Origin of the sequence: Pseudomonas sp. UW4, assembly GCF_000316175.1 — a bacterium.
In the GTDB taxonomy this organism is placed as follows: Bacteria; Pseudomonadota; Gammaproteobacteria; order Pseudomonadales; family Pseudomonadaceae; genus Aquipseudomonas; species Aquipseudomonas laurylsulfatiphila.
This window is the reverse complement of record NC_019670.1, coordinates 3,523,317-3,549,212: the sequence shown is the minus strand read 5'-3', so window position 1 is coordinate 3,549,212 and position 25,896 is coordinate 3,523,317. Positions and strand designations below refer to the sequence as shown.

The 25,896-nt window shown below is 57.7% G+C and carries 23 protein-coding genes; 14 read left to right on the top strand and 9 right to left on the bottom strand.

Features of this window, described 5'->3' with window-relative positions:
- Positions 1-89 precede the first annotated feature (89 nt).
- The gene (locus tag PPUTUW4_RS15345; protein ID WP_015095499.1) at positions 90-1,064 is read left to right on the top strand and encodes a nitrilase-related carbon-nitrogen hydrolase; all 975 of its coding nucleotides are present in this window, start codon (positions 90-92) and stop codon (positions 1,062-1,064) included.
- 230 nt (positions 1,065-1,294) lie between these two features.
- Here the strand turns inward: PPUTUW4_RS15345 and PPUTUW4_RS15340 are convergent, their stop codons facing one another.
- The gene (locus PPUTUW4_RS15340) at positions 1,295-1,801 is read right to left on the bottom strand and encodes a DoxX family protein (RefSeq protein WP_015095498.1); all 507 of its coding nucleotides are present in this window, start codon (positions 1,799-1,801) and stop codon (positions 1,295-1,297) included.
- 389 nt (positions 1,802-2,190) lie between these two features.
- Between PPUTUW4_RS15340 and PPUTUW4_RS15335 the strand changes: the two genes are divergently transcribed.
- Positions 2,191-3,693 carry an aldehyde dehydrogenase family protein gene (locus PPUTUW4_RS15335; RefSeq protein ID WP_015095497.1) on the top strand — a complete coding sequence of 501 codons (1,503 nt, stop codon included), beginning with the start codon at positions 2,191-2,193 and terminating at the stop codon, positions 3,691-3,693.
- A 294-nt stretch (positions 3,694-3,987) separates the two neighbouring features.
- On the opposite strand, the gene PPUTUW4_RS15330 is transcribed toward PPUTUW4_RS15335, so the two are convergent.
- The 3 genes from PPUTUW4_RS15330 to PPUTUW4_RS15320 form a co-directional block, all read right to left on the bottom strand.
- A complete protein-coding gene (locus PPUTUW4_RS15330; RefSeq protein WP_033047536.1) occupies positions 3,988-4,317 on the bottom strand; it encodes a hypothetical protein in 330 nt (109 codons plus the stop codon).
- A gap of 523 nt (positions 4,318-4,840) precedes the next feature.
- Positions 4,841-5,344, bottom strand: coding sequence for a GNAT family N-acetyltransferase (locus PPUTUW4_RS15325; RefSeq protein WP_015095496.1), 504 nt, complete (start codon positions 5,342-5,344; stop codon positions 4,841-4,843).
- Positions 5,345-5,408: 64 nt separating this feature from the next.
- Entirely contained in the window at positions 5,409-7,355 is a 1,947-nt protein-coding gene (locus PPUTUW4_RS15320) for a DNA topoisomerase III (protein ID WP_015095495.1), read from the bottom strand.
- Between the two features lie 257 nt (positions 7,356-7,612).
- Here PPUTUW4_RS15320 and PPUTUW4_RS15315 point away from each other — a divergent pair, with 257 nt between their 5' ends.
- Positions 7,613-7,981, top strand: a complete 369-nt coding sequence (locus tag PPUTUW4_RS15315; protein WP_015095494.1) for a DUF427 domain-containing protein — start codon at positions 7,613-7,615, stop codon at positions 7,979-7,981.
- Positions 7,982-8,350: 369 nt separating this feature from the next.
- Here the strand turns inward: PPUTUW4_RS15315 and PPUTUW4_RS15310 are convergent, their stop codons facing one another.
- Both PPUTUW4_RS15310 and PPUTUW4_RS15305 read right to left on the bottom strand, forming a co-directional pair.
- Positions 8,351-9,637, bottom strand: a complete 1,287-nt coding sequence (locus tag PPUTUW4_RS15310) for a citrate:proton symporter (RefSeq protein WP_015095493.1) — start codon at positions 9,635-9,637, stop codon at positions 8,351-8,353.
- Positions 9,638-9,744: 107 nt separating this feature from the next.
- Entirely contained in the window at positions 9,745-10,671 is a 927-nt protein-coding gene (locus tag PPUTUW4_RS15305) for an SMP-30/gluconolactonase/LRE family protein (protein WP_015095492.1), read from the bottom strand.
- Between the two features lie 331 nt (positions 10,672-11,002).
- Between PPUTUW4_RS15305 and PPUTUW4_RS15300 the strand changes: the two genes are divergently transcribed.
- From PPUTUW4_RS15300 to PPUTUW4_RS15275, 6 genes are all read left to right on the top strand, one after another.
- A complete protein-coding gene (locus tag PPUTUW4_RS15300; protein ID WP_015095491.1) occupies positions 11,003-11,944 on the top strand; it encodes a hydroxymethylglutaryl-CoA lyase in 942 nt (313 codons plus the stop codon).
- Complete coding sequence (locus PPUTUW4_RS15295) at positions 11,941-13,140, top strand: CaiB/BaiF CoA-transferase family protein (RefSeq protein ID WP_015095490.1); 1,200 nt, start codon at positions 11,941-11,943, stop codon at positions 13,138-13,140. Before PPUTUW4_RS15300 ends, PPUTUW4_RS15295 begins: the two co-directional genes overlap by 4 nt.
- Positions 13,141-13,222: 82 nt before the next feature.
- Positions 13,223-14,542, top strand: coding sequence for an MFS transporter (locus PPUTUW4_RS15290; RefSeq protein ID WP_015095489.1), 1,320 nt, complete (start codon positions 13,223-13,225; stop codon positions 14,540-14,542).
- 120 nt (positions 14,543-14,662) lie between these two features.
- Positions 14,663-15,430 carry an IclR family transcriptional regulator gene (locus PPUTUW4_RS15285; RefSeq protein ID WP_015095488.1) on the top strand — a complete coding sequence of 256 codons (768 nt, stop codon included), beginning with the start codon at positions 14,663-14,665 and terminating at the stop codon, positions 15,428-15,430.
- Between the two features lie 216 nt (positions 15,431-15,646).
- A complete protein-coding gene (locus PPUTUW4_RS15280; RefSeq protein WP_015095487.1) occupies positions 15,647-16,378 on the top strand; it encodes an AraC family transcriptional regulator in 732 nt (243 codons plus the stop codon).
- 80 nt (positions 16,379-16,458) lie between these two features.
- Positions 16,459-17,403 carry a DMT family transporter gene (locus tag PPUTUW4_RS15275; protein WP_015095486.1) on the top strand — a complete coding sequence of 315 codons (945 nt, stop codon included), beginning with the start codon at positions 16,459-16,461 and terminating at the stop codon, positions 17,401-17,403.
- A 145-nt stretch (positions 17,404-17,548) separates the two neighbouring features.
- Here the strand turns inward: PPUTUW4_RS15275 and PPUTUW4_RS15270 are convergent, their stop codons facing one another.
- The 3 genes from PPUTUW4_RS15270 to PPUTUW4_RS15260 form a co-directional block, all read right to left on the bottom strand.
- A complete protein-coding gene (locus PPUTUW4_RS15270) occupies positions 17,549-18,799 on the bottom strand; it encodes an OprD family porin (RefSeq protein ID WP_015095485.1) in 1,251 nt (416 codons plus the stop codon).
- Between the two features lie 304 nt (positions 18,800-19,103).
- Entirely contained in the window at positions 19,104-20,528 is a 1,425-nt protein-coding gene (locus tag PPUTUW4_RS15265; protein WP_015095484.1) for a sigma-54-dependent Fis family transcriptional regulator, read from the bottom strand.
- Positions 20,529-20,948: 420 nt separating this feature from the next.
- Positions 20,949-21,725, bottom strand: coding sequence for an IclR family transcriptional regulator (locus PPUTUW4_RS15260; RefSeq protein WP_015095483.1), 777 nt, complete (start codon positions 21,723-21,725; stop codon positions 20,949-20,951).
- A gap of 168 nt (positions 21,726-21,893) precedes the next feature.
- Here PPUTUW4_RS15260 and PPUTUW4_RS15255 point away from each other — a divergent pair, with 168 nt between their 5' ends.
- From PPUTUW4_RS15255 to PPUTUW4_RS15235, 5 genes are all read left to right on the top strand, one after another.
- On the top strand, positions 21,894-22,652 hold the full coding sequence (locus PPUTUW4_RS15255; protein ID WP_015095482.1) for an ABC transporter substrate-binding protein: 759 nt from the start codon (positions 21,894-21,896) through the stop codon (positions 22,650-22,652).
- Between the two features lie 50 nt (positions 22,653-22,702).
- Positions 22,703-23,371 carry an amino acid ABC transporter permease gene (locus PPUTUW4_RS15250; protein ID WP_083884576.1) on the top strand — a complete coding sequence of 223 codons (669 nt, stop codon included), beginning with the start codon at positions 22,703-22,705 and terminating at the stop codon, positions 23,369-23,371.
- Positions 23,368-24,111: an amino acid ABC transporter ATP-binding protein gene (locus PPUTUW4_RS15245; RefSeq protein WP_015095480.1), complete on the top strand. Its 744-nt coding sequence runs from the start codon at positions 23,368-23,370 to the stop codon at positions 24,109-24,111. Before PPUTUW4_RS15250 ends, PPUTUW4_RS15245 begins: the two co-directional genes overlap by 4 nt.
- Positions 24,108-25,394, top strand: coding sequence for an FAD-binding oxidoreductase (locus tag PPUTUW4_RS15240; RefSeq protein ID WP_015095479.1), 1,287 nt, complete (start codon positions 24,108-24,110; stop codon positions 25,392-25,394). Before PPUTUW4_RS15245 ends, PPUTUW4_RS15240 begins: the two co-directional genes overlap by 4 nt.
- Positions 25,395-25,505: 111 nt before the next feature.
- A complete protein-coding gene (locus PPUTUW4_RS15235; protein ID WP_015095478.1) occupies positions 25,506-25,853 on the top strand; it encodes a cupin domain-containing protein in 348 nt (115 codons plus the stop codon).
- Positions 25,854-25,896 lie beyond the last annotated feature (43 nt).

Here is a 25,896-nt window from a genome sequence, read left to right as displayed (position 1 = left end):
TGAAAAGTGGTATATACGACATTCAAGCCTTGATATGATGTGCGTAATATTGATCTCGTTGAAACTTTTCCCTCAGTGAGATCACCGCCATGACCATCGTCAAAGCCGCCGCCGTACAAATCAGTCCCGTTCTTTACAGCCGTGAAGGCACGGTCGACAAAGTGGTGCAGAAGATTCTCGAACTCGGCGAACAGGGCGTGCAATTTGCCGTGTTCCCGGAAACCGTCGTGCCGTACTACCCGTACTTTTCCTTCGTGCAATCGCCGTTCGAAATGGCCGCCGAACACCTCAAGCTGCTGGACCAGGCTGTTACCGTGCCTTCGCCCGCCACCGATGCCATCGGCGCTGCGGCCAGGCAAGTCGGCATGGTCGTGTCCATCGGCGTCAACGAGCGTGATGGCGGCACGCTGTATAACACGCAGTTGCTGTTCGATGCCGACGGCTCGCTGATCCAGCGTCGCCGCAAGATCTCCCCGACCTACCATGAACGCATGATCTGGGGCATGGGCGACGGTTCCGGCCTGCGGGCCGTCGACAGCGCGGCAGGGCGAATCGGGCAACTGGCCTGCTGGGAGCATTTCAACCCGCTGGCCCGTTATGCCTTGATGGCCGATGGCGAGCAGATCCATGCGGCGATGTACCCGGGGTCGTTTGCAGGTCCGTTGTTCGCCTCGCAAATGGAAGTCAGCATTCGCCAGCATGCCCTGGAGGCCGCGTGTTTCGTGGTCAATTCCACGGCATGGCTGTACCCCGAGCAACAGGCGCAGATCATGGCGGATACCGGCTGCACCATCGGCCCGATCTCCGGCGGCTGCTTTACCGCGATCATCAGCCCGGATGGCACGTTGCTGGGTTCGTTGCAGGAAGGGGAGGGCGAGGTGATCGCCGACCTCGACATGGGCCTGATCGACAAGCGCAAACGCATGATGGATTCCCGCGGCCACTACAGTCGCCCGGAACTGCTGAGCCTGCTGATTGACCGTACACCCCACGCCCATGTGCATGAACGCAGTGCGCATCCGCAGCTGGCCGAGCAGACCGGGATGGAAGAAGTGATTGGGTAGGCTGTTCACGTAATTGCGAGGAACACCGATACCTGTAGGAGCGAGCTTGCTCGCGATGGAGGTCAACGATGATGCGGGGAGCCTGACACCCCGCGGTGCTCTCAGGTTTTTCGCGAGCAAGCTCGCTCCTACAGATGTTTCGTAATCTGTGAGCCCCGGGATTCCGTGCAAAAAAAAACAGGGGACTTCATGGAAGTCCCCTTTTGTTTGTCCGCGTTGCAGATTGCGTTTCAGCGACGCCAGAAGTAACGCGTCAGCAGTGCGTCGAGGCTGAGCTTGCCGGCACCGGACAGCAACAGCGGAGTGAGGGTCACAAGGTAGATCAAGGGCAGCTTGAAGTTGCCGTAACCCTTGTTGCTGATGGCGTAACCTTGGGCAAGTTCACTCAGGGTGTGCCAGTCGGCGGGCCAATGCACGGCGGCGGTGGCGACGAGGGTCACCACCATCAGGCTCAACGCCGAGAAGCGTGTGCCAAGGCCCACCAGCAAGGTCATGGCGAAGATCAGTTCGGCCCACATCGACAGTTCCCAGTTCAACGTCGCTGGTAGGTGGTCGAACGGAAACGGGAAGCGCTCCTGGATATCGGCGAACCAGTTCTGGCCGTTGAATTTTTCCAGGCCCGACTCGAGGAATTCCCAGGCAAGGAACACTCGCAGCGCCAGGGGCGCAACCCAGTCGCCGGCACGGTCGAGGTTCAGGTTCAGGCCTTTGACGGCCGAGGAAATGGAGGTGTTCATGGACGATGATCTCCTTCTGGTCGGGGAGGTGGGGCAAGGGCATGCCCCGTGAGTTGAGCGCTTTGATCGGCCAGGCCAATCGACCGGCGTATTTCATCAACGGGGTGTGTCTGCGGTGTGTCGTTGGGGTGGGGTTTTGCGTGCGGGGTGTGTCAGGGGCGGGGCTGTATACATTGAGATACGTAACCATGAGATTTTTTCATCCAGTGAACAACCAGTGTGGGAGCGGGCTTGCTCGCGAAAGCGGTATGTCAGCCAGACTGATGTGGCCTGACACACCGCTTTCGCGAGCAAGCTCGCTCCCACAGGGGATCACCGGTGCGAAGCGTGACGCTCCGGGGAAATTGCTATACATTTTCCGGCCGCCCACTGCATGGTGAAACCGCTTCATGTCTCTCGCGCTCGAACGTCTAGTCGCTGGTACGCCCATCCCTTTCGCCGGTAATCGTGTCACCGTCGTCAGCCCCGAACTGGCGCAACGCTTCCAGCCCGGTGATCACCTGCTGGTGGAGCAGGTCAGCGGCGAGTTGTTGTTGATCCCCGTGGCGGACCAGCAAGCGGCCAACGTCGCGATCGAGCGCGCCCAAGCGGCGTTTACCGCGCTGTCGGCGGTGTCTGATCAAGCGATCAGCGCCTTCTTCGACCTGTTTGCCCAACGCCTGGAAACCCCGCAATGCTGGACCTTGATCGAGGCCGCCAACCTGGCCGACATTGAGCGGGCCAAGGCGCGCGGCCGCTCGACCACCCGGTTGCTCGCCGATGAGCGCATGCGTCGCGACATGATCGCCGGCCTGCGCGCGTGGCGTGATGCGGCGGCCAGTCGGGGCAAGGTGATCAGCTGCGTCGAACACGATGGCTGGAAAGTCGAGCAAGTGGTCTCGCCGTTGGGCATTGTCGCGTTCGTCTTCGAAGGCCGGCCGAATGTGTTTGCCGATGCGGCCGGTGTGTTGCGCACCGGCAACACCGCCGTGCTGCGCATCGGCAGTGATGCGTTGGGCACCGCCCAGGCGATCGTTACCCATGCACTGAACCCTGCACTGAGCGACGCCGGCTTACCGGCCGGTGCGGTGTCGCTGGTGGAAAGCGTCAACCACGCCGCCGGTTGGGCGATGTTCGCTGACCGCCGCCTGTCACTGGCGGTGGCCCGCGGTTCGGGTCGCGCCGTCAGCCAGTTGGGCAGTATCGCGCAGCAGGCCGGCACGGCGGTCAGCCTGCACGGTACCGGTGGCGCCTGGCTGATCGCCAACGCCGATGCCGACGCCCAGCGTTTTGCCGCCGTGGTGCGCAACTCCCTGGACCGCAAAGTCTGCAACACCCTGAACGTCTGCCTGATTCACCGCGACCGCGCCGCTGAATTGGTGCCGCTGTTTCTCGACGCACTCAAGCAGGCCGGCACTGCGCGGGGGCAGGGCTGCAAGCTGCACATCGTCGAAGGCAGCGAGTCGCACCTGGCGCAAGACTGGCTGAGCGCAACGGTCGAGGTGTACCGCGCCGAAGGCTATCAGACCGAAGCCCAGGCCGAGCCGTTGCCGGAAGATCAATTGGGTCGCGAATGGGAGTGGGAAGAAACCCCGGAAGTCAGCCTGAAAATCGTCGACGACCTGGACACTGCCATTGCCTTGTTCAACCGCTACAGCCCGCAGTTCACCGTGTCCTTGATCAGTGAAAGCGCCGAGACTCAGGAGCGTTTCTACAACGCGGTCAACGCGCCTTTTGTCGGCAATGGCATCACCCGTTGGGTCGACGGCCAGTACGCGTTGAACAAGCCGGAACTGGGTCTTTCGAACTGGGAGAGCGGGCGCCTGTTTGCGCGCAGTGCGATTCTCTCGGGTGACGGCGTGTTCACCATCCGTAGCCGCATGACCCAGACCGATCTGGGCGTCAAACGCTGAGACGGGGAAACAGTGACCGCTGCAAGGGCGGTCACTTTTTTGAAATATCGGCAGTGCGGCGTCGGTGGCGTTTGTGGATCTGGTGTTGGGGGCGAATGTTTCTTAAGCACCACATACCCTTGTGGGAGCGGGCTTGCTCGCGAATGCGGTGTATCAGTTGACATAGTGTTATCTGACACACCGCCTTCGCGAGCAAGCCCGCTCCCACAGTTGATCTTCGTTCAGGCATAAAAAAGCCTGCTCCTTATTGGGAGCAGGCCTTGTTTTTCAATAAGTCAGTGACGACTCATTCAATTAGTAGAACCGGTCAATTACCCGAACTTCGTTCTGATTCTGCATCGAGGCCCAGGCCTGTTTCAGGGTTTGCAGAACATTACCGATGAAGTCCTTGTCGGCCGCGGCCTTCTTGCCGACATAGCCCTGGCCGCGACGGTACATCTTCAGTCGGGCAAGCAGGTTCTGGTTGTTCTGGTCGAACTCTGCTTCATGAGCGTGCGGCGACAGGGGGTCGATATGAACCTGGCCACACTTGCTGATCCAGAGAATATGGCTGTCGTGGCTGTCTTTCTTTGCAGCGAACATACGAGCCAGTTCATCGATAGTTGGTTGATTGTTCAGATTCATCATAAAGCCCCTTGACCAATTGGTGATCTTTCAAAGTTGATTCGCTAATACAGGTAGCCCATCGGTTAGTTGATCCCTGGCACCGAAACCAGGACGTCAGCGTTCGACCGCCTTATCGGGCGGGGTCCTGCGTCTGTTGCATGTAGTCGTGTTGAATAACTGCTACGCAATAGCGTCACAACGAAGAGAAGCGGCGAAAACCTTAAGGCCACTGCCGACATTTTCAGGGTCGGCCACAAGCATCATGAGGATTGCTCGCCAAGACTTCTCGCCCTTGTACTGGACGTTCAGGCCAGGTCAGCTTCTTCAATCTGCCTTGTGGGCAGCGTGTATCCGGGAAAAACAGCTCGGCGGTCAGACGAGCTTGCTCAAACGTGTTGCCTGTACTCCCGATCGGGGAGACGTCTGCATCATGCAAGGGCAAAACGGAGGCGTCAACGGTTTTGTAGTGATTATTTTCAGTCACTACATATTGTCGGACAAAGCTGTTCGGAATTAGCGGTGGGAGGCGAGGGTGTGTCGGTCAGGACGACAAAGGCGGACACTCAAAGCGGTAAAAAGTGCAGGGATGACCGTCTACCTGCTGCTGATGCAAGGTGAGCCCGCCAACGCCGAGCCCCGGCATCACGGTGGCCCAGAACAGGCGTGCCGGCTGATTCGCCTCGAGATGGAAAATCTGCCATTGACCGGGGAATTGACTCAAGAGGGTGGAAACGACAAATCGCGCGACACCCCGGCCACGAAAGCGTCGACTGACAAACAGATAGCCGATGTTGTAGTCGGCACCGGCGAGATGAGTCCGGTTATCCACGGTCACGAAACCGGCCAGTTCTCCGTCGACCTTGATCAGGAAAGGGCGGGTGGCCGGGTGTCGCCAGTACTCCGGCATGGGCAGGATGTTGAAGAATCCGGATTCACCCAGCTTTAGCGGCAACCATTCGCTGAAGTCGTAGGTGTAGAACTGCATCAGGTTTTCGATGGTTTCCAGTTCGTCGCGTTGGGCGGCGTGCAGTGCTATCGAAGACATACGGGGTGGCTCCTGTCTCGGTCAGACAAGGATAGATCGTGCGATGAGTATCCTGTGGCGAAGGTTAAGTCTTGCTTGCCGGTTTTGCCCTGCGCTTGGTGCCGCTCGCTGGTTTGCGCGGGGCGCTCTTGCGTTTTTTCTTCCAGGGGGCTGCGGCAGATCCGTTAGGCGGCGGACCGCTGATGGTCAGGCTCAGTCCGGCGCAACGGCTGACCTGCTTGCTCATCCACGCCGCCTGTTTGGTGACGAACTCTTCAAGACTCATTTCACCGCTTTGCACCATGTCCAGGGCCTGTTCCCAGATCGCCGTGGTGCCCGGGTCGGCAATGGCCCGCGGCACGGCGTCGATCAGGCTGAACGCAGCCGGCGTGGCGGCCAGGGCCTTGCCGTTCTTGACCAGATAGCCACGGTCGAGCAGGCCCTGGATGATCGACGCACGGGTCGCTTCGGTGCCGATGCCGGTGGTGTCCTTGAGCTTTTGCTTGAGCAGCGGGTCTTCCACCAGTTTGGCGACGTTCTTCATGGCCTTGATCAGATCGCCTTCGGTGAACGGCTTTGGCGGTTGCGTCCAGAGGTCCTTGAGTTGCACGCCGGCCACTGCGCAATCGATGCCTTCGGCCAGGTTGGGCAGTGTCTGTGGCGCTGGAGCTTCGCGTCCCTTGGTCGCAGCCAGTGCCTCGGGCAGGGCGCGTTTCCAGCCCTGCTCGATGATCTGCTTGCCGACAGCGCGCAAGGCTTGGCCTGCGCAATCGAAGTCGGCCTGGGTGCGGTCGTATTCGTGATTGGGCAGGAACTGCGCCAGATACCGCGCGCGGATCAGTGTGTAGACCGCGCGCTGCTTGCCCGCCAGCTTGTCGAGGTTCTTCGCCGCCGCGGTGGGGATGATGCCGTGGTGAGCGCTGACCTTGGCATCGTTCCAGGCCCGTGAGCGCCGTTGCGGATCAAGGTGATCGTGCAAGGTGTTCAACGCCGGGTCGGCCTGGCGCAGCGCCGCCAGAATGGCCGGTGCCTCGTTGTGCTGGCTGAGGGGCAAGTAGCCGCAATCGCTGCGCGGATAGGTGATGACCTTGTAGGTTTCGTAAAGCGCCTGGGCAATGTCGAGGGTTTCCTGGGCGCCGAGGCCGAGTTTCTTTGAGCAGACCTCCTGCAGGGTGCCCAGGTCGAACGGCAGCGGGGCCACTTCGCGCATCCGTTCGGTGCGCAATTTGATCACCCGCGCACTGGCCGCGCCGCGCATGGCGTCTGCTGCTTGTTGGGCCAGCGCCTGATTCAGGCAACGGTCCTGATCGTCGCAAACCTCGGATGCCGCGCGCCATTGCGCCGTGAATGCGGTGCCGTTGTGCAGCAGTTGCACATCGATGGCCCAATAGGGGACGGGCACAAAGTCGGCAATGCTGCGATCGCGATCCACTACCAGGCGCAAGGTCGGCGTTTGCACCCGGCCCACCGGCAGCACGCCTTGATAGCCGGACTGGCGCCCCAGCAAGGTGAACAGCCGGCTCATGTTCATGCCGATCAGCCAGTCGGCCCGGGAACGCCCCAGGGCCGAGTGATAGAGGCTGAACGTCTCGTTGCCCGGTTTGAGTGCCGCGAGAGCCTTGCGGATGGACGCATCATCCAGGGCCGACAACCAGAGGCGGCGGATCGGCCCGCGATAGCGGCAATGCTCCACCAGTTCCCGGGCGATCATCTCGCCCTCACGGTCGGCGTCCGTGGCAATGACCAGTTCGGCCGCTTCACCGAGCAGGCGCTTGACCGCCTTGTACTGGCTGGCGGTGCGCGGCTTGACGGTCATTTTCCACTTTTCGGGAATGATCGGCAGGTCGGCCAGCACCCAGCGCTTGTAGCGCGCGTCGTAGGCATCCGGCGGCGCGGTTTCCAGCAGGTGGCCGATGCACCAGGTCACCGTGACATCCGTTCCCAGCCAACAGCCATCGCCTCGGCGCCGGGCGCCGAGGACTGCCGCAATGTCTTTGGCCTGGGAAGGTTTTTCACAGAGGTACAGCCGCATAACCACCATCGTCGATCTATGTGTCAGGGGTGCACAGAATGGCGCTTGATGGACGATGGAGCAATCTTTATCTGTATGGATGTACAGCCTGGTGTGTCGCTCCCGTTCGGCTGTGAAGCCGCCGGGAGGGGGAAACTTGGGTTATACCTGATAAATCGTGGTTTCAGGTTTGGGGCTGCTGCGCAGCCCATCGCGGGCAAGCCACGCTCCCACATCATCGATTTGCAGGTCCATCACCGTCATGAGGAACGTATTCCATGAAAAGCTCCGGTCCTAGTCCTGTCATCACCATCGCCGAGCAGCCTGGCTGTCTGCTGGTGAGGTTTCACGGTATTCAAGTAGCCGCCTCGGCGCGGGCCCTGGTGTTGCTGGAGGCCAACTACCCACCGGTGTACTACGTGCCGCGGGAGGATATCGACGAGAAATATTTTGCCCGCACCGACCACACCAGCTATTGCCCGTACAAGGGCGATGCGAGTTATTTCAGTTTGCAGGTGCCGGGGCATGAGAGTGCCAATGCGGTGTGGAGTTATGAGAACCCCAAGATATCGGTGCAGCAGATACGCGAATACGTGGCGTTCTACCCGGATCAGGTGAAGTTCGAGTTGTTGGATGTGGAGGTTTGATGGGCGCCGTCAGCCAGCCGGGCGGATCAGTTTTTGTCGAGACCTACGTTACGCGTCTCTACGATCCAGGCAATGCGCTCTGGCTATACGGTTACAGCACTGCGTTGTGTTGCAAGCCGATGACCGTTGGCTTGTAAGGTCCATGGTCGTTACAAACCTTCCGATAGAATCCGATCCACGCTGTCAGCGAAGTAGTCCACGCTTGCCCGTGTTGTGCACATCGCAGGCTTGATCTTCAGAATGTTCAGGTAGTCGCCGGTGGGCTGCATGAAGATTCCCCTCGGCCAGCGAGTGAAACGAGGGGAGGCGAACGTTGCTGGTGCGTGGCATTACCGATGTCCCAGCCATGTTCGATGCGGGCTTCCAGTCTCAGTTGACAACGGTTATCGCGCCAATCGCGATGGCGGCCAACAGCATCACCAGAACTGTGCCGAGTGTCCATTTCAGGGAGACTCGCTGGTTATCGCCGTAATCGATATCAAGCAGGCCACACAACAAATAGGTCGATGCAACCAGGGGGCTGAGGAGGTGAATGGGTTGGCCGATGAGCGAAGCAATCGCCATTTCGTTCGGGCTGATTCCATAGTGAGCCGCCGTTTCGGCGAGAATGGGTAGCACTCCAAAGTAAAATGCATCGTTTGTCAGTACATAAGTGAACGGCATGCTCAGCAGGGCGGTGACCAACGACATGTAATGGCCAGCCTGTTCCGGCAGGATCGTGATGATGTTATCCGAGATCGCCTTGATCATCCCGGTGCCAGTCATGATGCCGACGAATATGCCTGCGGCGAAGATCAGCAGGGTGACCGCCATGACGTTGTCAGCATGACGAGCGATGACCTCTTTCTGCTGTTTCAGGCTTGGGTAATTGACCAGGCAAGCCAGGCCAAAAGCAAGCATGAACAGGATCGGCAGGGGCATCAGGCTGAGCATCATGCCGGTGATCAGCGTTAGCGTCAGCACGACGTTAAACAGGAACTTTGGGTCCTTGAGGCGAATATGTGCGTACCCCTCAAGCACGTCGTCTTCACTGACTGTTACCACACCCAGTCGGCGATATTCCATGCGCCCCAGCCACCAGGCGGCGAGGACAACCCAGGCCGCGCCGGCGATCATGATCGGTACCATCTCCAGAAACAGCTCAGTGATATCGACATGCATGGCGCTGGCTGCGCGAGAAAACGGTCCGGCCCATGGCAGGATGTTCATCACACCAATGGACATCAGTAAAACGGTTGCCATCACCTGTAAGCGGATGCCGGTCAGTCGGTACAGCGGCAAGAAGGCAGCGGTGGCAATAATGTAAGTGGTCGCGCCGTCGCCATCGAGGCCGACACACAACCCCAAAACTGCAGTGCCCACGACGATCTTGCGAGGGTCGCCTTTTACCAGGCGCAACAGTACTTTGATCAGCGGGTTGAACAGTCCAGCGTCAGTCATCAGGCAGAAATACAGAATCGCGAAGGTCAGCATGATGCCGGTGGGCGCCAGCATTTTCACGCCGTCGTACATCATGGCGCCGAGCTGAGTCGTAAAGCCGCCCAGGCATCCGAATACAACAGGGACGAGCAGTAGCGCGACCAGCGGTGACAGGCGCTTGCTCATGATCAAATACATGAAACAAGCGATCATGGCGTAGCTCAAGAAGATCAACATGGGTATCCCTTTTATTGGTGTTGTAGGGTACGGGCAGTGAGGGCGCGCTTTTTTCAGGCCGAACGAACCCCGTGCGCGATGCACACAGGCTTCAGCGCTTCATCGAATTAGGTGTGGGAAAACATCGGCAGACCGGCGTGTTCGAGATCGGCAACCAATACGGTGCTGGTGGACGAGTCAGTGATGAACAATTGCTTGTTGCCCTCGCCACCAAACGCCAGGTTGGTCAGGGTGCGTCCATCGGTACAGGAACGTATGCGATACAGCGGCACGGCGTGGGGATCGAATACCCAGACACAGGCGTTCCCGGCATCGCACACGTAAAGATTGCCGGCGCAGTCCAATGCCATGCCATCGGCACCACTGACACCCCCGGCCATTGCGGTGAAGATCCCCACTTTGCTGGTGCCTCCATCCTTCTGAATCGGCAGGCGCCAGATGGCATTTGCGCGCGTCATCGCGACGAACAGAGCACTCTGCTGGAGATCCATGACCAGTCCGTTCGGACTTGGGCCGTTGTCGATCAGTCGAGTCAGAATTTCCTTATCCATGTCGTAGGCGTACACCCTGCCAGTGGGATCCTGCTGGCCGGTCTGACCTTGATCGGTGAAGTAGAGCTTGCCGTTTCTATCAAAGAACAAGTCGTTTACACCCTTGAATCCTTCGCTACGGCTGTGGGTAAGAAACGGCGCGATCGAGCCGGTTTCAGGGTCGAGAACCAGTATTCCCTGCTTGTAGTCGGCGATGAAAATCCGGCCATCGCGGTGGATCTTGAGTCCGTTGGGCCAGCCGTCATATTCAGTGACAAGGGTCCATTTGCCCTGTGGGTCTATTCGAAAAATACGCCCGTAGGGGATGTCCGTTACGTAGAGATTTCCCTGTACGTCGAAGGATGGCCCTTCCAGAAAGCTTTTGACCTTCTGCCCGGGTTTGTTGGCGCGCACCCAATCCGAGTCACCGTCCTTCCAAAAGGTTTCCGGCAACGTCGTAAACACTCGGGTCGATAAATCGCGCGGCGGGGCATACAGGCTCACAGGAGCAACTCCTACATAAGGCGGCGGAGAGAGCAGTCACCCGGTTGAAGGTGATTCGGCCTTTTCGCTGCATTGTTATTGTTCTGCCAGAAAGAACGTTGTTGTTTCTAGTAGAATAAATTTCGATGTAATTTTCATTCCTGTCAACCGCTTTTTCGCCGGAAGGCGCTATCAGCACTGCGCTTGAACTGGATGCTTTAAGGAAGACAGGCCGTTTTTTCTGATTCGGAAGGAGGGATGTTGACACGTGAAATTGATGCGCTCATTATTTAAATCAGAACATCGTTCTGCACGGCAGAATATGCACAAATCAATACGCAGAGTACCGGCGATGAGTGACAAGAAGAACGTAGACATCCTGATCAGCGAGGTAGGCCCGCGTGATGGCCTGCAAAGTGTCAACGCGACGATGCCGACCGAGTTGAAGCTCAAGTGGCTGACAGCATTGGCGGATTCCGGACTCGGAGAAATCGAGGTGGGCTCATTTGTTTCGCCCAGGCTGTTACCGCAAATGGCGGACGCAGCCGAGTTGGTGGGTCACCTGCGTAAAAGACCTGATGTGTTCGTCACCGCCCTGGTGCCCAACCTCAAGGGGGCAGAGGCCGCCTTCAATTCCGGCGTGCAAAAAATCACGCTGCCCATTTCCGTCAGCGAGCCTCACTCACTGGCCAACATTCGAAAGACGCATGAGCAGGTTTACGAAGAGGTGCGCTCCATTGTCAGTCTTCGAAACGAGCGCTTTCCTCATGTAGAAATCGAGTCCGGTTTGTCGACGGTATTTGGTTGCACGATCCAGGGCGAAGTCCGCGAGCAGGACGTGATTGGCATGGCCTTGCGCATGGTCGAATTGGGCGTTGATGAGGTCGGGCTGGCCGATACCGTCGGCTACGCGAACCCCGCTCAAGTTCGCCGTCTGTTCAACCGGCTACGCGGTGAGATAGGTGCAAAAGCGGGTAGCGCACATTTTCACAACACTCGTGGCCAAGGGTTGGCCAACGTGGTGGCCGCGCTGGAAGCAGGTGTCACCACCATTGATGCTTCGCAAGGCGGCCTCGGTGGCTGTCCCTACGCACCAGGTGCTTCGGGCAACATCGTGACTGAAGATCTGGTCTATTTGCTCGAATCCATGGGGCTGCGCACCGGTGTCGATATCGACAAACTCGTCGCCGCTCGTGAGTGGCTAAAACAGGGCCTGCCAGGAGAGCCGCTCTACGGCTTCATTCCCGACGCGGGTGTCGGTAAAAACTTTCACTATGCCGGGGGCGCGCGATGAGCAGGCAAAATCAGAACATCCAGACCTTGCCGTTGGCGGGTATCCGGGTTGTCGAGTTTGTGCACATGGTGATGGGCCCCGCCTGCGGTTTGGTTCTTGCCGATCTCGGCGCCGAGGTCATCAAGGTCGAGCCCACCCCTGAGGGCGATAACACCCGGCGCTTGACGGGTTCTGGTGCGGGTTACTGGATGACCTACAACCGGAACAAGAAGAGTTTTGCAGTCGATATCAAAACAAAGGAAGGCATGGCCGCGGTCCGCAAGCTGATTGAAAGCGCGGACGTAGTCACAGAAAACTTTCGCCCAGGAGCGATGGAAAAACTCGGGCTGGGTTATGACGACGTAAAGGCTATCAAACCCGACATTATCTACAGCTCAATGAAAGGCTTTTTGCCTGGTCCATACGAACACCGCACGGCACTGGATGAAGTCGTGCAGATGATGACGGGGCTCGCTTACATGACCGGCCCTGAAGGTCGTCCGCTACGCGCCGGCGCTTCGGTCAACGATGTGATGGGCGGCATGTTCAGCGCCATCTCGATCCTTGCAGCACTTTGGCAGCGCAAGGCGACCGGTGAGGGGCAGTTTGTTCAGACCGGACTTTTTGAAAACTCGGCATTTCTGGTCGGTCAGCACATGATGCAAATGGCGACCACCGGTAAGCCGGCAGCCCCGATGCCCAGCCGCCTTTCAGCGTGGGCTATCTATGACGTTTTCAGCACCCTTGATGATGATCAGGTCTTCATGGGCGTGGTGAGCGACAGTCAATGGGCCAGTTTCTGTCAGGCTTTTGGCTTTGAACAGTTGGGTCGTGACCCTGATCTCGCCAGGAACACACAGCGCGTTCAGGCTCGCTCGAAGATATTGCCTTTGGTCAAGGAGCGGCTCGCAACCCTTGGCAAGCAAGAGGTCATGGCGCTGTGCGAGCAGGCAGGCTTGCCGTTTTCGCCTATCCAGCGCCCGCAGGATCTATTCGAGGATCCGCACCTGAACGTGTCTGGAGGCCTGGCACATCTCGCCCTGGAAAACGGTGACGAAGTAAAGGTGCCCATGTTGCCGTTCGAGATGAATGGTCAGCGCCTGGATGCTCGCCTGAATGTGCCTCGGTTAGGCAGCCATTCCGAGGCGCTACTCCAAGAGATGGGTTATGCGGCAGGGGACATTGAAGCCCTGCGCGGATGCGGCATCGTCCGCTGATTCTCCTGATCGACTGTGTAGCAAATTCGCTGATGGTTTTCTCGCCGTCCGCCATATAAAAATAAAGTTGAGGAACCCCGTCATGGCTATTGTCACGACATCTACCCAGCGGCCTAACGGCTTAACGGCGCAGCCGCTTGATGCGGAACAAACCCGCGTCCTTCACAAGGCCGCCTGGCGTCTGATTCCGTTACTTGCACTCGCCTACTTTTTCAATTATCTGGATCGCACCAGCGTCGGTTATGCGGCGTTGCAGATGACCGAAGAGTTGGGGCTGACGGCCACTCAATTCGGCCTTGGTGCAGGGATCATGTTTTTTGGCTACTGCTTGTGCGAGGTGCCCAGCAACCTGGCGATGTATCGATTTGGCGCCAGGCTGTGGATGGCCCGGATCATGATCACATGGGGCTTGGCCGCTGCCGCAACTGCATTGGTCGTCGGGCCTTACAGTTTCTATGTGGTGAGGCTGATCCTGGGTATCGCCGAGGCGGGTTTCTTTCCTGGCGTTATCTTCTTTCTGACGCTGTGGTTTCCGGCGCAGTACCGCACCAGGGTGCTTGCGTGGTTCACGGTGGCCACACCGATTTCATTCCTGGTAGGCGGGCCACTGTCCATTTGGCTCTTGCAAATGCATGGCTTCCTTGGCCTCGCAGGTTGGCAATGGATGTTCATCATCGAAGGGATGCCGGCCTGTATTCTGGGGCTGATCACGCTGAAGGTGCTGACCAACCACCCGGCAGAAGCCAAATGGCTGACACCCGGCGAGCGTGAGCTGATCGCGGGCATGCTGGCTGAAGAACAGAGCAAGGGCCATCACAGCCACGGTTTCAAGGCAGCGCTGAAGGATCCTCGCGTCTGGATTCTCAGCTCTATCACGTTCAGCTTCACGTTGGGTTCCTACGGGATCGGCATCTGGCTGCCGCAGATGCTCAAGGCGCATGGCGTCGAAGTCAGCATGATTGGTTGGGTAGCAGCGATTCCCTACTTTTTCGCAACCATTGGCCTTTTGATCTGGGCAAAACATGTCGATCGCACCGGTAAGGGCATTTTCAACCTCACGCTTGCGATGCTCCTTGCAGGCCTGGCGCTACTATTTGCGCTGCAGATGAATGCACTGGTTCCAGCACTGGCCGGTATCTCTCTGGCGTTGGTCGGTACGATCGCCGGCAAGACCATCTTTTACACGTTGCCAGGCAAGTTCCTTCGCGGCCAGGCAGCGGCGGGTGGTATCGCGTTGATCAACTCGATTGGTGCATTCGGTGGTTTCGTGGGGCCCTATCTGATGGGGTTTCTCAAGGATTACACCGGTTCATTCACCGCGGGGCTAATGGTGATGGGATGCATCATGTTTTTGGCCGCCGCGATGGTTGTGTCGTTACGCCTGTTCCTGCGAGAGGAGTGACACGCTGGCTCCATGGCTGTTCAGAAGGTATCTTAGGCCCACTAAAATTTTCTTGTGGGTGATCCAGCGGCTCCAGTGCTGCTGGATCGCCTGCGAGCTCAGACCTCACGTTGAGTGGCTATGAACACCGAATCCGACACAAGCCTTTCTAATCAGTCCAACAGTGCGGAAGGAGGCGGCGTCGCGGCTGTCGATCGCGCTTTTTCGATTCTCTCGGCCTTTCAAGCCGAGCAAGAAAGCCTGACGTTGGCCGAGCTCGCGAGGCGTACCGGGCTATATAAAAGTACGATCCTGCGATTGATTACTTCGTTGGAGAAGGCCGGATTTGTACGGCGCTTGAGCGATGGCAGTTACTCCGTCGGACCCGAGCCTCTTCGTCTGTCACAGCTGTACCAGGCATCCTTCCGTCTGCGCGATGTCATTTATCCATTACTGGAGTCCATTACCGAGGAGAGCGGTGAAACGTCCTCTTTCTATGTGCTCGAAAACGGTAGCAGAGTCGTGTTGTTTCGGGTTGAGCCTAAGCGAGCGGTGCGTGTTTCCGTACTCGAAGGCGCGCGCTTTCCATTGCAAGCAGGTGCATCAGGGAAGATTCTTCGTGCTTTTTCTCGACAGTCAGATCCCCTTTTGGCGGAGGTGCGTGAGCGCTTTTGGGCCTGTTCTTTTGGTGAAAGGGATCCGGAAACGACCGCTGTATCAGTACCGGTATTCTCCATGGGCTATGAGCTCAAGGGGGCGCTGACGCTGTCGGGTCCCTCAGACCGTCTCTTGCAAGAGCATATCCAGCATGCCGCGTCGATCCTTTTACGCAATGCTGCTATTGCAACAAGCGCGTTAGGCGGCAGTGATACAGAATTGCGAAATGCGCTGAAAAAACTGAACCCGTAAGTATCCTCCATTACTCAATGACCGCTTCACACCTGTGGATTCAACCGGTCGATGCCGCACACTAAATGTAAGCGTATGGCCAACACAGCTTGTGCGATTAACGGTCTGGTGAGCAGGTGTTAGGATCTGGGGGCCCAAGCCTGACCTGATGCAGGTGCGCGCGGGCGTTTTGCGACGTCAAATATCGAATCACCAGACGGGCCGGATGGTGCACTAATGTTTCTAAGTCTTGAAGTTCGCAGCTACGAGAGGGAAAACCCTAACCACCACCATCATGACCATACTCAATTGGTACTGCCGATTCATGGCCGAATGGAAATTGACGTAGACGGGCGCGGGGGCTGCATTGATCAGTCATTGGCAGCGCTTGTGACACCCGGCTCGGTGCATTCGCAGCTCACTAACGTTGATAGCCGCTTTTTGGTTTTGGATTGTGCGCCTACGACGTTGGAAACACTCCAGATCGGGCGTCTTGCTCAGAGAATATATGTGCCTATTCCCCCAGCGACACGTCGGCTTATCGAGTTCGCTGAGTTGATAGGCAACACGCAACTATCCATCGCGGCCTCACAGTTGGGCCCTCTGCTTTTGTCGTCCCTTAGCCCGGATACCTGCTGTTTATCAGACCCCATGGAGCAGTTGATCGCCCGTCTTCGGGCGAATCCTGGAGCTAACTGGAGCAACGAAGTGATGGCTCAAGTAACAAACATGAGCATGAGTCAACTGCACCAGCGATTCCGGCAATTGTTCGAGATGAGTCCTCAAGCGTGGCTGACTGATTTACGCATACAAGAAGCGCAGCGATGGTTGCGTGGAACCTCATTACCGATATCCGAGATTGCCTTGCGTGCAGGCTTCTCCGATCAGGCATCGCTGACCAGGACCATGCAACGTGTGAGCGCTACGACCCCGGCGGTTTATCGTAAAGCGCAAAAACAGTCTGGGTAAAAAATCTCACAGTTACCGACAATACTCCCCCGAGTCAGCTGCTCCAGACTTAATCCATTACGCTTTGGAGCGCGGGTGAAATGTTTGCTGATCGATCTCTGCTCAAGGGCATCGTCTACGGGGTTTGTGCGGGCCTGTGTTGGGGAGTGATTTTCCTCGGCCCCCAGCTAACCCCGGGGCTGAGTGGCCTGCAATTCGCCGTCCTGAGATTCCTCTGCTATGGCGCGATCTCGGCGGTCTTGCTTATGCCGCGCTGGAGGCGCGTTTGCGCCAATCTCACTATGGCCGATTGGAAGTCACTCTTCTGGCTTAGCCTGATAGGGAACCTCATCTACTACGCGTTGGTGGGCACCGGTGTGCAGTTGGTTGGCATTGCCACAACGTCCCTGATTGTCGGACTCATCCCGGTGCTCGTCACGTTGGCAGGTCGTCATGACGTCAACGCCGTTTCTTTGCGCAAGCTCGTCCCCTCGCTGTGCTGCGCTGTGGGTGGAGTCGTGCTTATCAGCTGGCATGCACTGATCAATGGAGACAGGCCCGATACATTGACAAACATCGCCGGGATTTTATGCGCGACGGGCGCATTAGTGACGTGGAGTTGGTTCGCAGTGAGCAACGCTCGTCGGTTGGTTCAGGTAGCAGGCGTTTCCTCGCATGACTGGGCACTGCTGACAGGGATCATGACTGGCGCTCAGTCACTGCTTTTGGCGGTGCCTGTCCTGGGTTTGCAGCCCGGGACGCATGGCAACTCCGAATGGCTGCATTTTTTCCTGGTGGCTGGTGGCGTAGCCCTTTTATCTTCGGTTGTGGGTGGCGCGTGCTGGAACCAGGCGAGCCGAATTCTACCGTTGGCACTTAGTGGGCAAGTGCTCGTGATTGAGACGTTAGCGGCGCTCGTTTTTGGATTTTTATGGGAATATCGGTTGCCCGAGTCATATGAAATGGTGGCGATTGCACTGCTGGTGACCGGTGTCGTCTGGTGTCTGAATTGTCATCGTACCCCCCTTCATTCTCTGGTTGTTTAGCTTTTTGCCGTATTCGGCGGCGTAAACGATGCACCGGAAGATTTACCGGCCTTCAGAAGTGGGTGTCCGGAGCAGGGCATTGATCGCCCATGAGCAGTCCCCGGATATCGCGCGGCATAGAGCCGCGCGAGGTGTGGTGGTTGAATTACCAGAGGGGTAGCACGTAGCTGAGGATCAGGCGGTTCTCGTCCAGGTCGTTACCGAAATGACTGGTGCGCACAGTCGCGTTGCGCCACTTCAGGCCGACGTTCTTCAACGGACCACTCTGTACCACGTATCCGATGTCGGTGTCGCGTTCCCACTCTCTGCCTTCAGGCCGGCCGGCGCCCAACTCGATATTGTCGCCGGTCAGGTAGCGCGTCATGAACGTCAGACCGGGGAGCCCGAGAGCAGCAAAGTCGTAGTCGTAGCGGGCCTGCCAGGACTTTTCGTCACGGTTGGCGAAGTCGCCGATCTGTACGAAGTTGACCAGGAAGGCATCGGTGCCGCCAATGTAGGCGAAGCCGGTGTCGCCGCTCATCGATTGATAGCCGGCACCAAGGCTGTGGCCGCTGAAGGTGTAGGTCAGCATGGCGCCGAGTGCGCGATTGTCGACATTACTGTGGCCGTCGTCGTCGGATCGGGCATAGCGCAGATCGGTCTTGAGTGATTGACCGGTGGTGATCGGCAGCACATGCACCAGGTTGGCAATGTGCTGGCTGTAGAGTCCGTCAAGCTTGGCGTAGCTATAGCCGGTGCTGAGCTGCGGTGTCCACTTGTAGTTCAGGCCGGCGAAGTCGAACTGATCGCTGGTATTGCTGGCGACTATGCCGCGCGCGTTGCCAGTGGTGACGGTCATGTCCTCACGATTGGAGGAGTCTCGTTGACTCACCTGGCGCAATCGTCCGCCGTCCAAAGTCAGGCCGGCGAACTCGTTGGAGTTTAAGTGTGCACCTTCGAAGGTCTGCGGCAACAGACGCGAATCGTTGGCCAGAACAGCGGGCAGCTTGGGCTGCAAAGTGCCGACCTTGAGTACGCTTTTTGAGGCGCGCAACTTTGCTGTCAGACCCAACTCGCTGTAACTGTCCGGTGCGCCATGGACCTTCTCCCGGTCACGCGGCAGCAGCCCGGAGCCCGCGCGGTCGGGACTGGAATCGAGCTTTACACCGAGCAGGCCGAGGGCGTCGACGCCTACACCGATAGTGCCTTCGGTGTAGCCAGATTCGTAGCGCAGCAGGAAGCCCTGCGCCCATTCGTCCTGTTTGGACTGTGGGGCGTTATCCTGGCGGAAGTCGCGGTTGAAATAGAAGTTGCGAAACTCGACGCTGGCCTTGCTGTCGGAAAGAAACTCTGCAAAGGCTTGGGGTGAGAGGACGAGTGTGGAGCCCAGTGTGGCGAAAATAGCGGCACGGCTCATTGGTGATCTCCTGGCGCGGCGCCATATGCGAAGTGGGACTAGCCGTGGTGTCCGCTGGAGTGAATTCGCGTTTGGGCAGCGTTGATTGTTGTTATGTCGGCTATGCGGGAATAAACCGCGACAGCAACATAGCCAGGATCGTGCCAGGTCGATAACTGGTTGATTTATAACAATTATTTTGTAATGGCAGGTAGATTCGACGATGCGGATTCTCAAAATCAAGAAAGGTATCGTTTTTTACCTGTTCGAAGCCCGTAATTCTTGGTTGAAGTGATTTGTCTTTATTCTGAGAATTATCTCTGTTTCAGGATGAAAGGCCGAGCGTAGCCATCTTCTTGTACAGTGTCGAACGACCCAACCCCAGGCGCTGCGCTGCCGCGTCGACATTGCCGGCCTGTTCGGTGAGTACGCTCTGGATCAGCTGTCGTTCGAAGGCTGCCCGTGCGGCATAGAAGTCCTGGTCCGCTGCAAGGCTGATAGAGGGCGTGCCCGGCACCGCTGGCAGTGGTTGCAACGCTCCGAGTGCCGAGTGCAGCGCGGCTTTATCGATCTGCGGACGGTCGCCCAGCAGGGCGGTTCGCTCGAGCAGGTTGCGCAACTCGCGCACATTGCCCGGCCAGGCATGCTGGGTGAGCAGTTCCAGGCAATTGACATCCATTTCGTAGAGTGTCTGATGGTCGTCGCGCAGGCCGTCCAGTATTGCTTCGCACAGTGCTGGCAGGTCTTCCAGGCGTTGGCGCAGCGGTGGAATCTCGATGGGCAGTACGTTGATGCGGTAGTACAGATCGGCTCGGAAACGACCCTCGCGGATAGCCGCGTTGAGATCGATAGAGGTGGCGGCGATCAGGCGGATGTCGCTGCGTATTACCTCGTTGGAGCCCACCGGTTCGAACTCCTTCTCTTGCAGCACGCGCAACAGCTTGCTCTGTAGGGCCAGCGGCATATCACCTATTTCGTCGAGGAACAGCGTGCCGCCCTTGGCGATCTGCAGTTTGCCGGCTCGACCCTTGCGGTCGGCGCCCGTAAAGGCCCCCGGCGCGGTGCCGAAGAACTCGGCTTCCAGTAGGGTTTCGGGAATCGCTGCGGCGTTGATACTGACGAAAGGTTTATCCGCACGCAGCGAGGCGGCGTGGATGGCATGGGCAAGCAGCTCTTTGCCGGTGCCGGTCTCGCCGAGCAGCAGCACAGGCGCCTCGCTGGCTGCTCCGCGTCGCCCACGGCGTTTTACCTCCAGGCTGGCAGGACTGGTGCCAATGAAATGAGCGAAGCTGTACTTGGCCTGGCGCACCTGCAGCAGAGAGCGGGTCGAGGCCAGTTCGGCCTGCATGCGCTGGTAGCGGGTGAGCAGTGGCGAGAGGGTGCGGAGTTCGTCGAACAGGGCGAAGCCGATGCCTCCGATGAGCTCGCCGACATCGTTGTGTATCGGTACCCGCATTACCACCAACGGGTCCTTGGCCATGTCGAGGATGTCCAGCAACATGGGCCTGCCGCTGCTAACTACCTCGCGCATCAGGCTGCCGGGTATCACCTGTTCCACCGGCCGTCCAACAGCCTGTTCGGCGCTCTCCAGGCCGAAGCGCCGGGCGTAGCGTTGGTTGATCCAGACGATGCGTGCCTCGCGGTCGACGATCACTGTGCCCTCGCTGAATTGCTCGAACATCTCAAACAATGAGCGGATCGCCAGTTGCCGGACGCTGTGATAGTCGGAAAGTGAGCGATGGTTACTCATGAGCAGTTCGACAGTCAGATAAACGAGTTGCACACCTTAGCTCAGCGCCATTTTATCGGCGAGCTTTCTTGTTTTTTCAGCCCGCCATCCTTGCCGACGCGGGGCTCGATTTGTGTACCGGAAACGAAGAAGCGTTTGAGACGACGGTTCACCTGGCATGGAGGCCATCCTTTTCGGCCTCATTTTCAGGTATGGAGAGGGCTACCAAATCCGGGACGATTCAGTCCTCAATGACTCTCACCCGACAGCGTACTTTGGCTGCGAGCCCTATCTCTTTGACGTTGAGGTGTTTTTGTAACGCTCAGACTGTGTGGGTCAATCGAAACCAGTCAGCGCTCGTCAAATCACAGGACCGGAGCACGCAGAGGGCGGCATGCTCCGTCTATGCATCAGGTTACTCAGGGTGATTCCAATTCATCATCAGAGAGAACGTATCGAGGTGCTGATTGCGCGGGCACACTTTATAACCGCTGGAGCTATCCGTCGCTGCGCCTCCTCTAAAGTCCATCGGCTGGTCGGCGCAACCACGTGCACCGAGGCCACTGGTTTATGCTGACTGTTGATGATAGGTGCTGCAATGGTCATATCTCCGAGGTAAAGCTCCTCCAGATTAACGGCATAGCCTTTATCTCTGATCGTCTGAATCTCGCTCACTATCTCGTCCACCCTTGTCAGGGTGTGTTGGGTATGACGCTTCAGATCACTGGCAGCCAGCACCTCACTAACCCCCTCATCGCTCAAGGCGCTTAGGTAAGCCCTGCCAGAAGCCGTGCAGTACATCGGTATACGACTGCCGATAGGCAGGTGGATCGGAATGAACTTGGGGGCTACGAAACGAGCCACGTAGATCATTTCCAGGTCGACCGGTTCGGTGAGGTTCGTGGATTCCCCCGTGAGCTCAGCCAATTCGGCGAGAAAAGGGTTGGCGACGTCCACCAGCGTATCTGCTGCCAGATAGTTGTAACCAATTTCCATGACGCGTGGAGTGAGCTGGAATCGCTTGGACTGAGGGTTTTTACACACGTACCCCAACGCCTCCAAGGTGAAAATCATGCGCTGTGCAGAGCTCTTGTTGATGCCGGCTGCCTCGGCAATTTCTGCCAGATTCATTGTCCGCTGGCGTGCGTTGAATGCACGCAGTACGGCTAGACCCTTCTCTAGAGACTGATTGAAGAGGCTGTTTTCGTTCTCGCTCATGGCGCCATCTCTTTTGCTGATTTTGATTTGAGTATCGATATGCGATATTTATAAATCTCTTTACGATTTTTGTAAATCGTATATATTTAATTCAAGGCCTTTTTTTGATGCGCAAAGGCTGTCCACCACTCACAACTACAAGAACCGCGTCAAATTGGAGTGTTCAACATGTATCCTCGCCTTCGTGTGTTCACCTGTGCCATTGCTCTGGTCGCTGGCTGTGCCGCTTCTCTCGTTGCTCAAGCCGAGACGTTCAAGGTCGGCGCCACCGCTACCGGAGCACCCTTCACCTTCCTGGATGTGAAAAGCAACAGTATCCAGGGCATGATGATCGACACCGTCGAAGCCGTCTCCAAGGCTGCTGGCTTCGAGGTGGATATTGCGCAAACCACCTTCGCTTCGCTTATCCCGTCCCTGACAGCCAGCAAAATTGACATCATCTCCGCAGCGATGGTGCGCACCCCGGAGCGTGAGAAAGTCGTGCAGTTCTCCGATCCGGTGTTCGAGTACGGCGAGGGCTTGGTGGTGCGGGCTGACGACAATACGTCGTACACCGGCATGGATGACTTCAAGGGTGAGGTGGTGGGTGCCCAGGTCGGCACCATCTTCCTCGATGCGCTCAATAAGCGCGGCATCTTCAAGGAAGTCCGTGGCTATGACTCGATCGCGGACCTCACCCGCGACCTGTCTCTGGGGCGGATCAAGGCCGGATTCGGCGACCGTCCCATCCTGGCGTACCAGATGTCTTTAGGCTCCCTGCAGAAGGTGCGGCTGGTTGACACCTATCAGCCTCAGATCAAGGGTGAGGTCTGCCTGATTCTGCGCAAGGGCGATGAGCAGGCGCTCGCTGAAGTGAATAAGGGCATCGCCAAGATCAAGGCAGATGGCACCCTCGCGCGCATTGTCGAGAAGTGGAAGCTTAACTAAGCGCCTTTGTTGGCTTGGTACCCCCACCAGGCCTTGGTTGAACTCGCCTCATGGATAATCCTATGTTTCTCCAGAATGCTCTGGACTTCCTTCCCATTCTTTTGAGCGGGGCGGTGGTCACTTTGCAGGTTACGGTTGCATCCTTCCTGCTCAGTTCGGTCATCGGCCTGGTTTTGGCCTTGATGATGGTGTCCAAGGTCCGCACCATTTCGTTGTTCGCGATCACCGTGGTCAACTTGATCCGCGGTCTTCCAATCATCGTTCAGCTGTTCTACATCTATTTCGTACTACCTGAATTCGGCATTCAACTGACCGCAATGCAAGCCGGCATCATCGGTCTCGGTATTGCCTACTCGGCTTATCAGGCTGAGAACTTCAGGGCCGGCATACAGGCCATTCAGCAAGGGCAAATCGAAGCTGCGGAATCGCTAGGCATGCGCGGCTTCATGGTGATGCGCCGCGTTGTACTTCCGCAGGCTTTCCGTATCGCTTTGCCACCCTACGGCAACACCTTGGTCATGATGCTCAAGGACTCGTCGCTGGTGTCCACCATTACCGTTGTGGAGATGACCCGTGCAGGTCAACTGATCGCTTCATCCACATTCGAAAACATGACGATCTATACCCTGGTAGCGCTGCTCTACCTCTCTTTGAGCCTGCCGCTGTCCTTCGCGTTACGCCGCCTTGAGAAGCGGCTTGGAATGAGGAAAACGTCATGATCGAGATCAAAGCGCTGCGCAAGAGTTACGGCAATACCTGCGTGCTCGAAGGAATCGACTTACAAGTTAATAGCGGTGAGGTGGTTTGCCTGATCGGGCCGTCAGGCTCTGGTAAATCCACGCTTCTTCGGTGCATCAATGGCCTGGAGACATACGAGGGCGGGGACATCCTGGTGTCCTCCGAACGTGTTGATCGTCACGCGAAAAGCATCCACGAGATCCGCACTCAGGTTGCCATGGTTTTCCAGCGTTTCAATCTGTTCCCTCATCGCACCGCCCTAGAGAACGTGATGGAGGGCCCGATCTATGTGAAAAAGGAAAACCCTCAAGAGGCTCGCGAGCACGCCCGCCAGTTATTGGAGAAGGTTGGCCTTTCGCATCGTATCAATGCGTTCCCGGACGAACTTTCGGGCGGTCAGCAGCAGCGGGTAGCGATCGCGCGCGCATTGGCCATGCGCCCAAAGGCCATCCTTTTCGACGAACCGACCTCTGCGCTCGACCCTGAACTGGTGGGCGAAGTCCTGGCGGTAATGCGCAAACTGGCCGACGAAGGCATGACCATGGTGGTGGTGACTCATGAGATGGGATTTGCTCGCGAGGTCGCTGATAAGGTCTGCTTCCTTTATGGCGGTCGTATCGTGGAAGAAGGTCCTGCCCATGAAGTTCTGGGTGCACCCAAGCATGCGCGTACTCAAGATTTTTTGCGCCGTCTGCTCAACACCGATGAGGTGTCGGCATGACTGGACAGCAGTTGGCATTACCTCCTTCTCTCTGGGCATCTACGGCCGCTACCGGGCCGGCGACACCGCAGCTGTGTGAAGACAAGCAGGTAGACGTTGCTATCGTCGGGGCTGGTTATACCGGCCTGGTAACGGCCCTGCACCTGGCAGCAGGTGGCGCGAAGGTGTGCGTTCTGGACGCAGCCGAGCCAGGCTGGGGAGCGTCGGGACGCAATGGAGGCCAGGTAATTCCGGGGCTTAAGCACGATCCGGATGATTTGCTAAAGATGTTTGGTAGTGAGCGCGCCGAGGCCCTGATCGATGTGGTAGGCAACGCGGCTGACGAGGTGTTCGAACTGATCGATCGCTACGGTATTGAGTGCGATGCCACCCGTAAAGGTTGGATACAACCCGCGGTATCCGCTACGGCAATGCGCAATATCGAGAGCCGGGCCGAGCAATGGCAACGACGCGGTGTGCCCGTGGAGATGCTTGATAAAGCCAGCGTGACCAAGCGAATTGGTAGCGATGATTACTTGGGTGCCTGGGTCGATCCACGCGCCGGTAGCGTGCACCCGTTGAACTATGCCCGTGGACTGGCTCGCGTCGCTCTCAACCATGGTGCTGAAATTCATGGTCGCAGCCCGGTCGTTAAGCTGGAGTCCAGGGACGGCCACTGGAATTTGACGACGGGCCAAGGTTGCAAGGTCCGGGCTCAGCAGGTGGTGCTGGCGACTAATGGGTACACCGACAACCTCTGGCCAGGTTTGCGGCAGACGGTTCTTGCCGCCAACAGCTTCATTATCGCGACCCGGCCTCTGCCCAAAAACCTTAGGGAAACGGTATTGCCTGGTGGCGAAGTATGCTCCGACGCCCGTCGGCTGCTGATGTATTTTAAGCAAGATGCTCAAGGTCGAGTTTTGTTCGGTGGGCGTGGGCCATTTTCAGAGCCGACTTCGAACAGTGACTGGGCTCATCTGGAGCGAGCATTGGCAGGCGTCTTCCCGCAACTGGAAGGTGTGCCTTTGGAATATCGCTGGAGCGGTCGCGTAGCACTGACAAAGGATTTCCTGCCTCATGTCCATCAGCCCAAGCCGGGCTTGAGCATGTTGCTAGGCTACAACGGACGCGGTATTGCACTTTCAACAAGCCTGGGCCGCCATTTAGCCATGAACCTTCTCGGTAACGGGCAGGAATTCCCTTTCCCGATCACCGGTATCAAGCCGATTCCGTTTCATGGCCTGCAGCGCGTTTATGTCGGCCTGGGTATCGCTTGGTACCGAATGCTCGACGCTTTGACCTGACGACCTGCTGGCGCCCCAGCTTCCTCAACACATGGAGGGGGAGGGGCGCTAACCGATGTCGATCAAAATTCCCCTGCACCCTGCTCGACGTAAAACATCAAGGAGACCAGCATGTCAGTCGTCCGCATCCGTTTGCATGACCAAAGCACATTTTTCCCCCAAACTCCGGTCGGGCAGCCTATTGGAGAGCCCGTCGCGATGACCCGTACAGCCGAACACATGCCTCTGGAAGGCTACAACGCAGTTACAGGTTTCTGGGAGTGCAGCCCGGGGCAGTTCCGCCGTCAAGTGGCAGGCGCCGAGTACAGCTACATTGTCAGTGGTGAGGGCACGTTCACGCCGGATAATGGAGAAACCATCCAATTCAAGCCGGGCGATGCACTCTTCTTCGAGGCCAACTCCCACGGTACCTGGGATATTCGCGAAGCTGTGCGCAAGACTTATCTAATACTCAAATGATCGCCAATCCTACATAGAGACGTAAGCAATGGGATGGACGCCC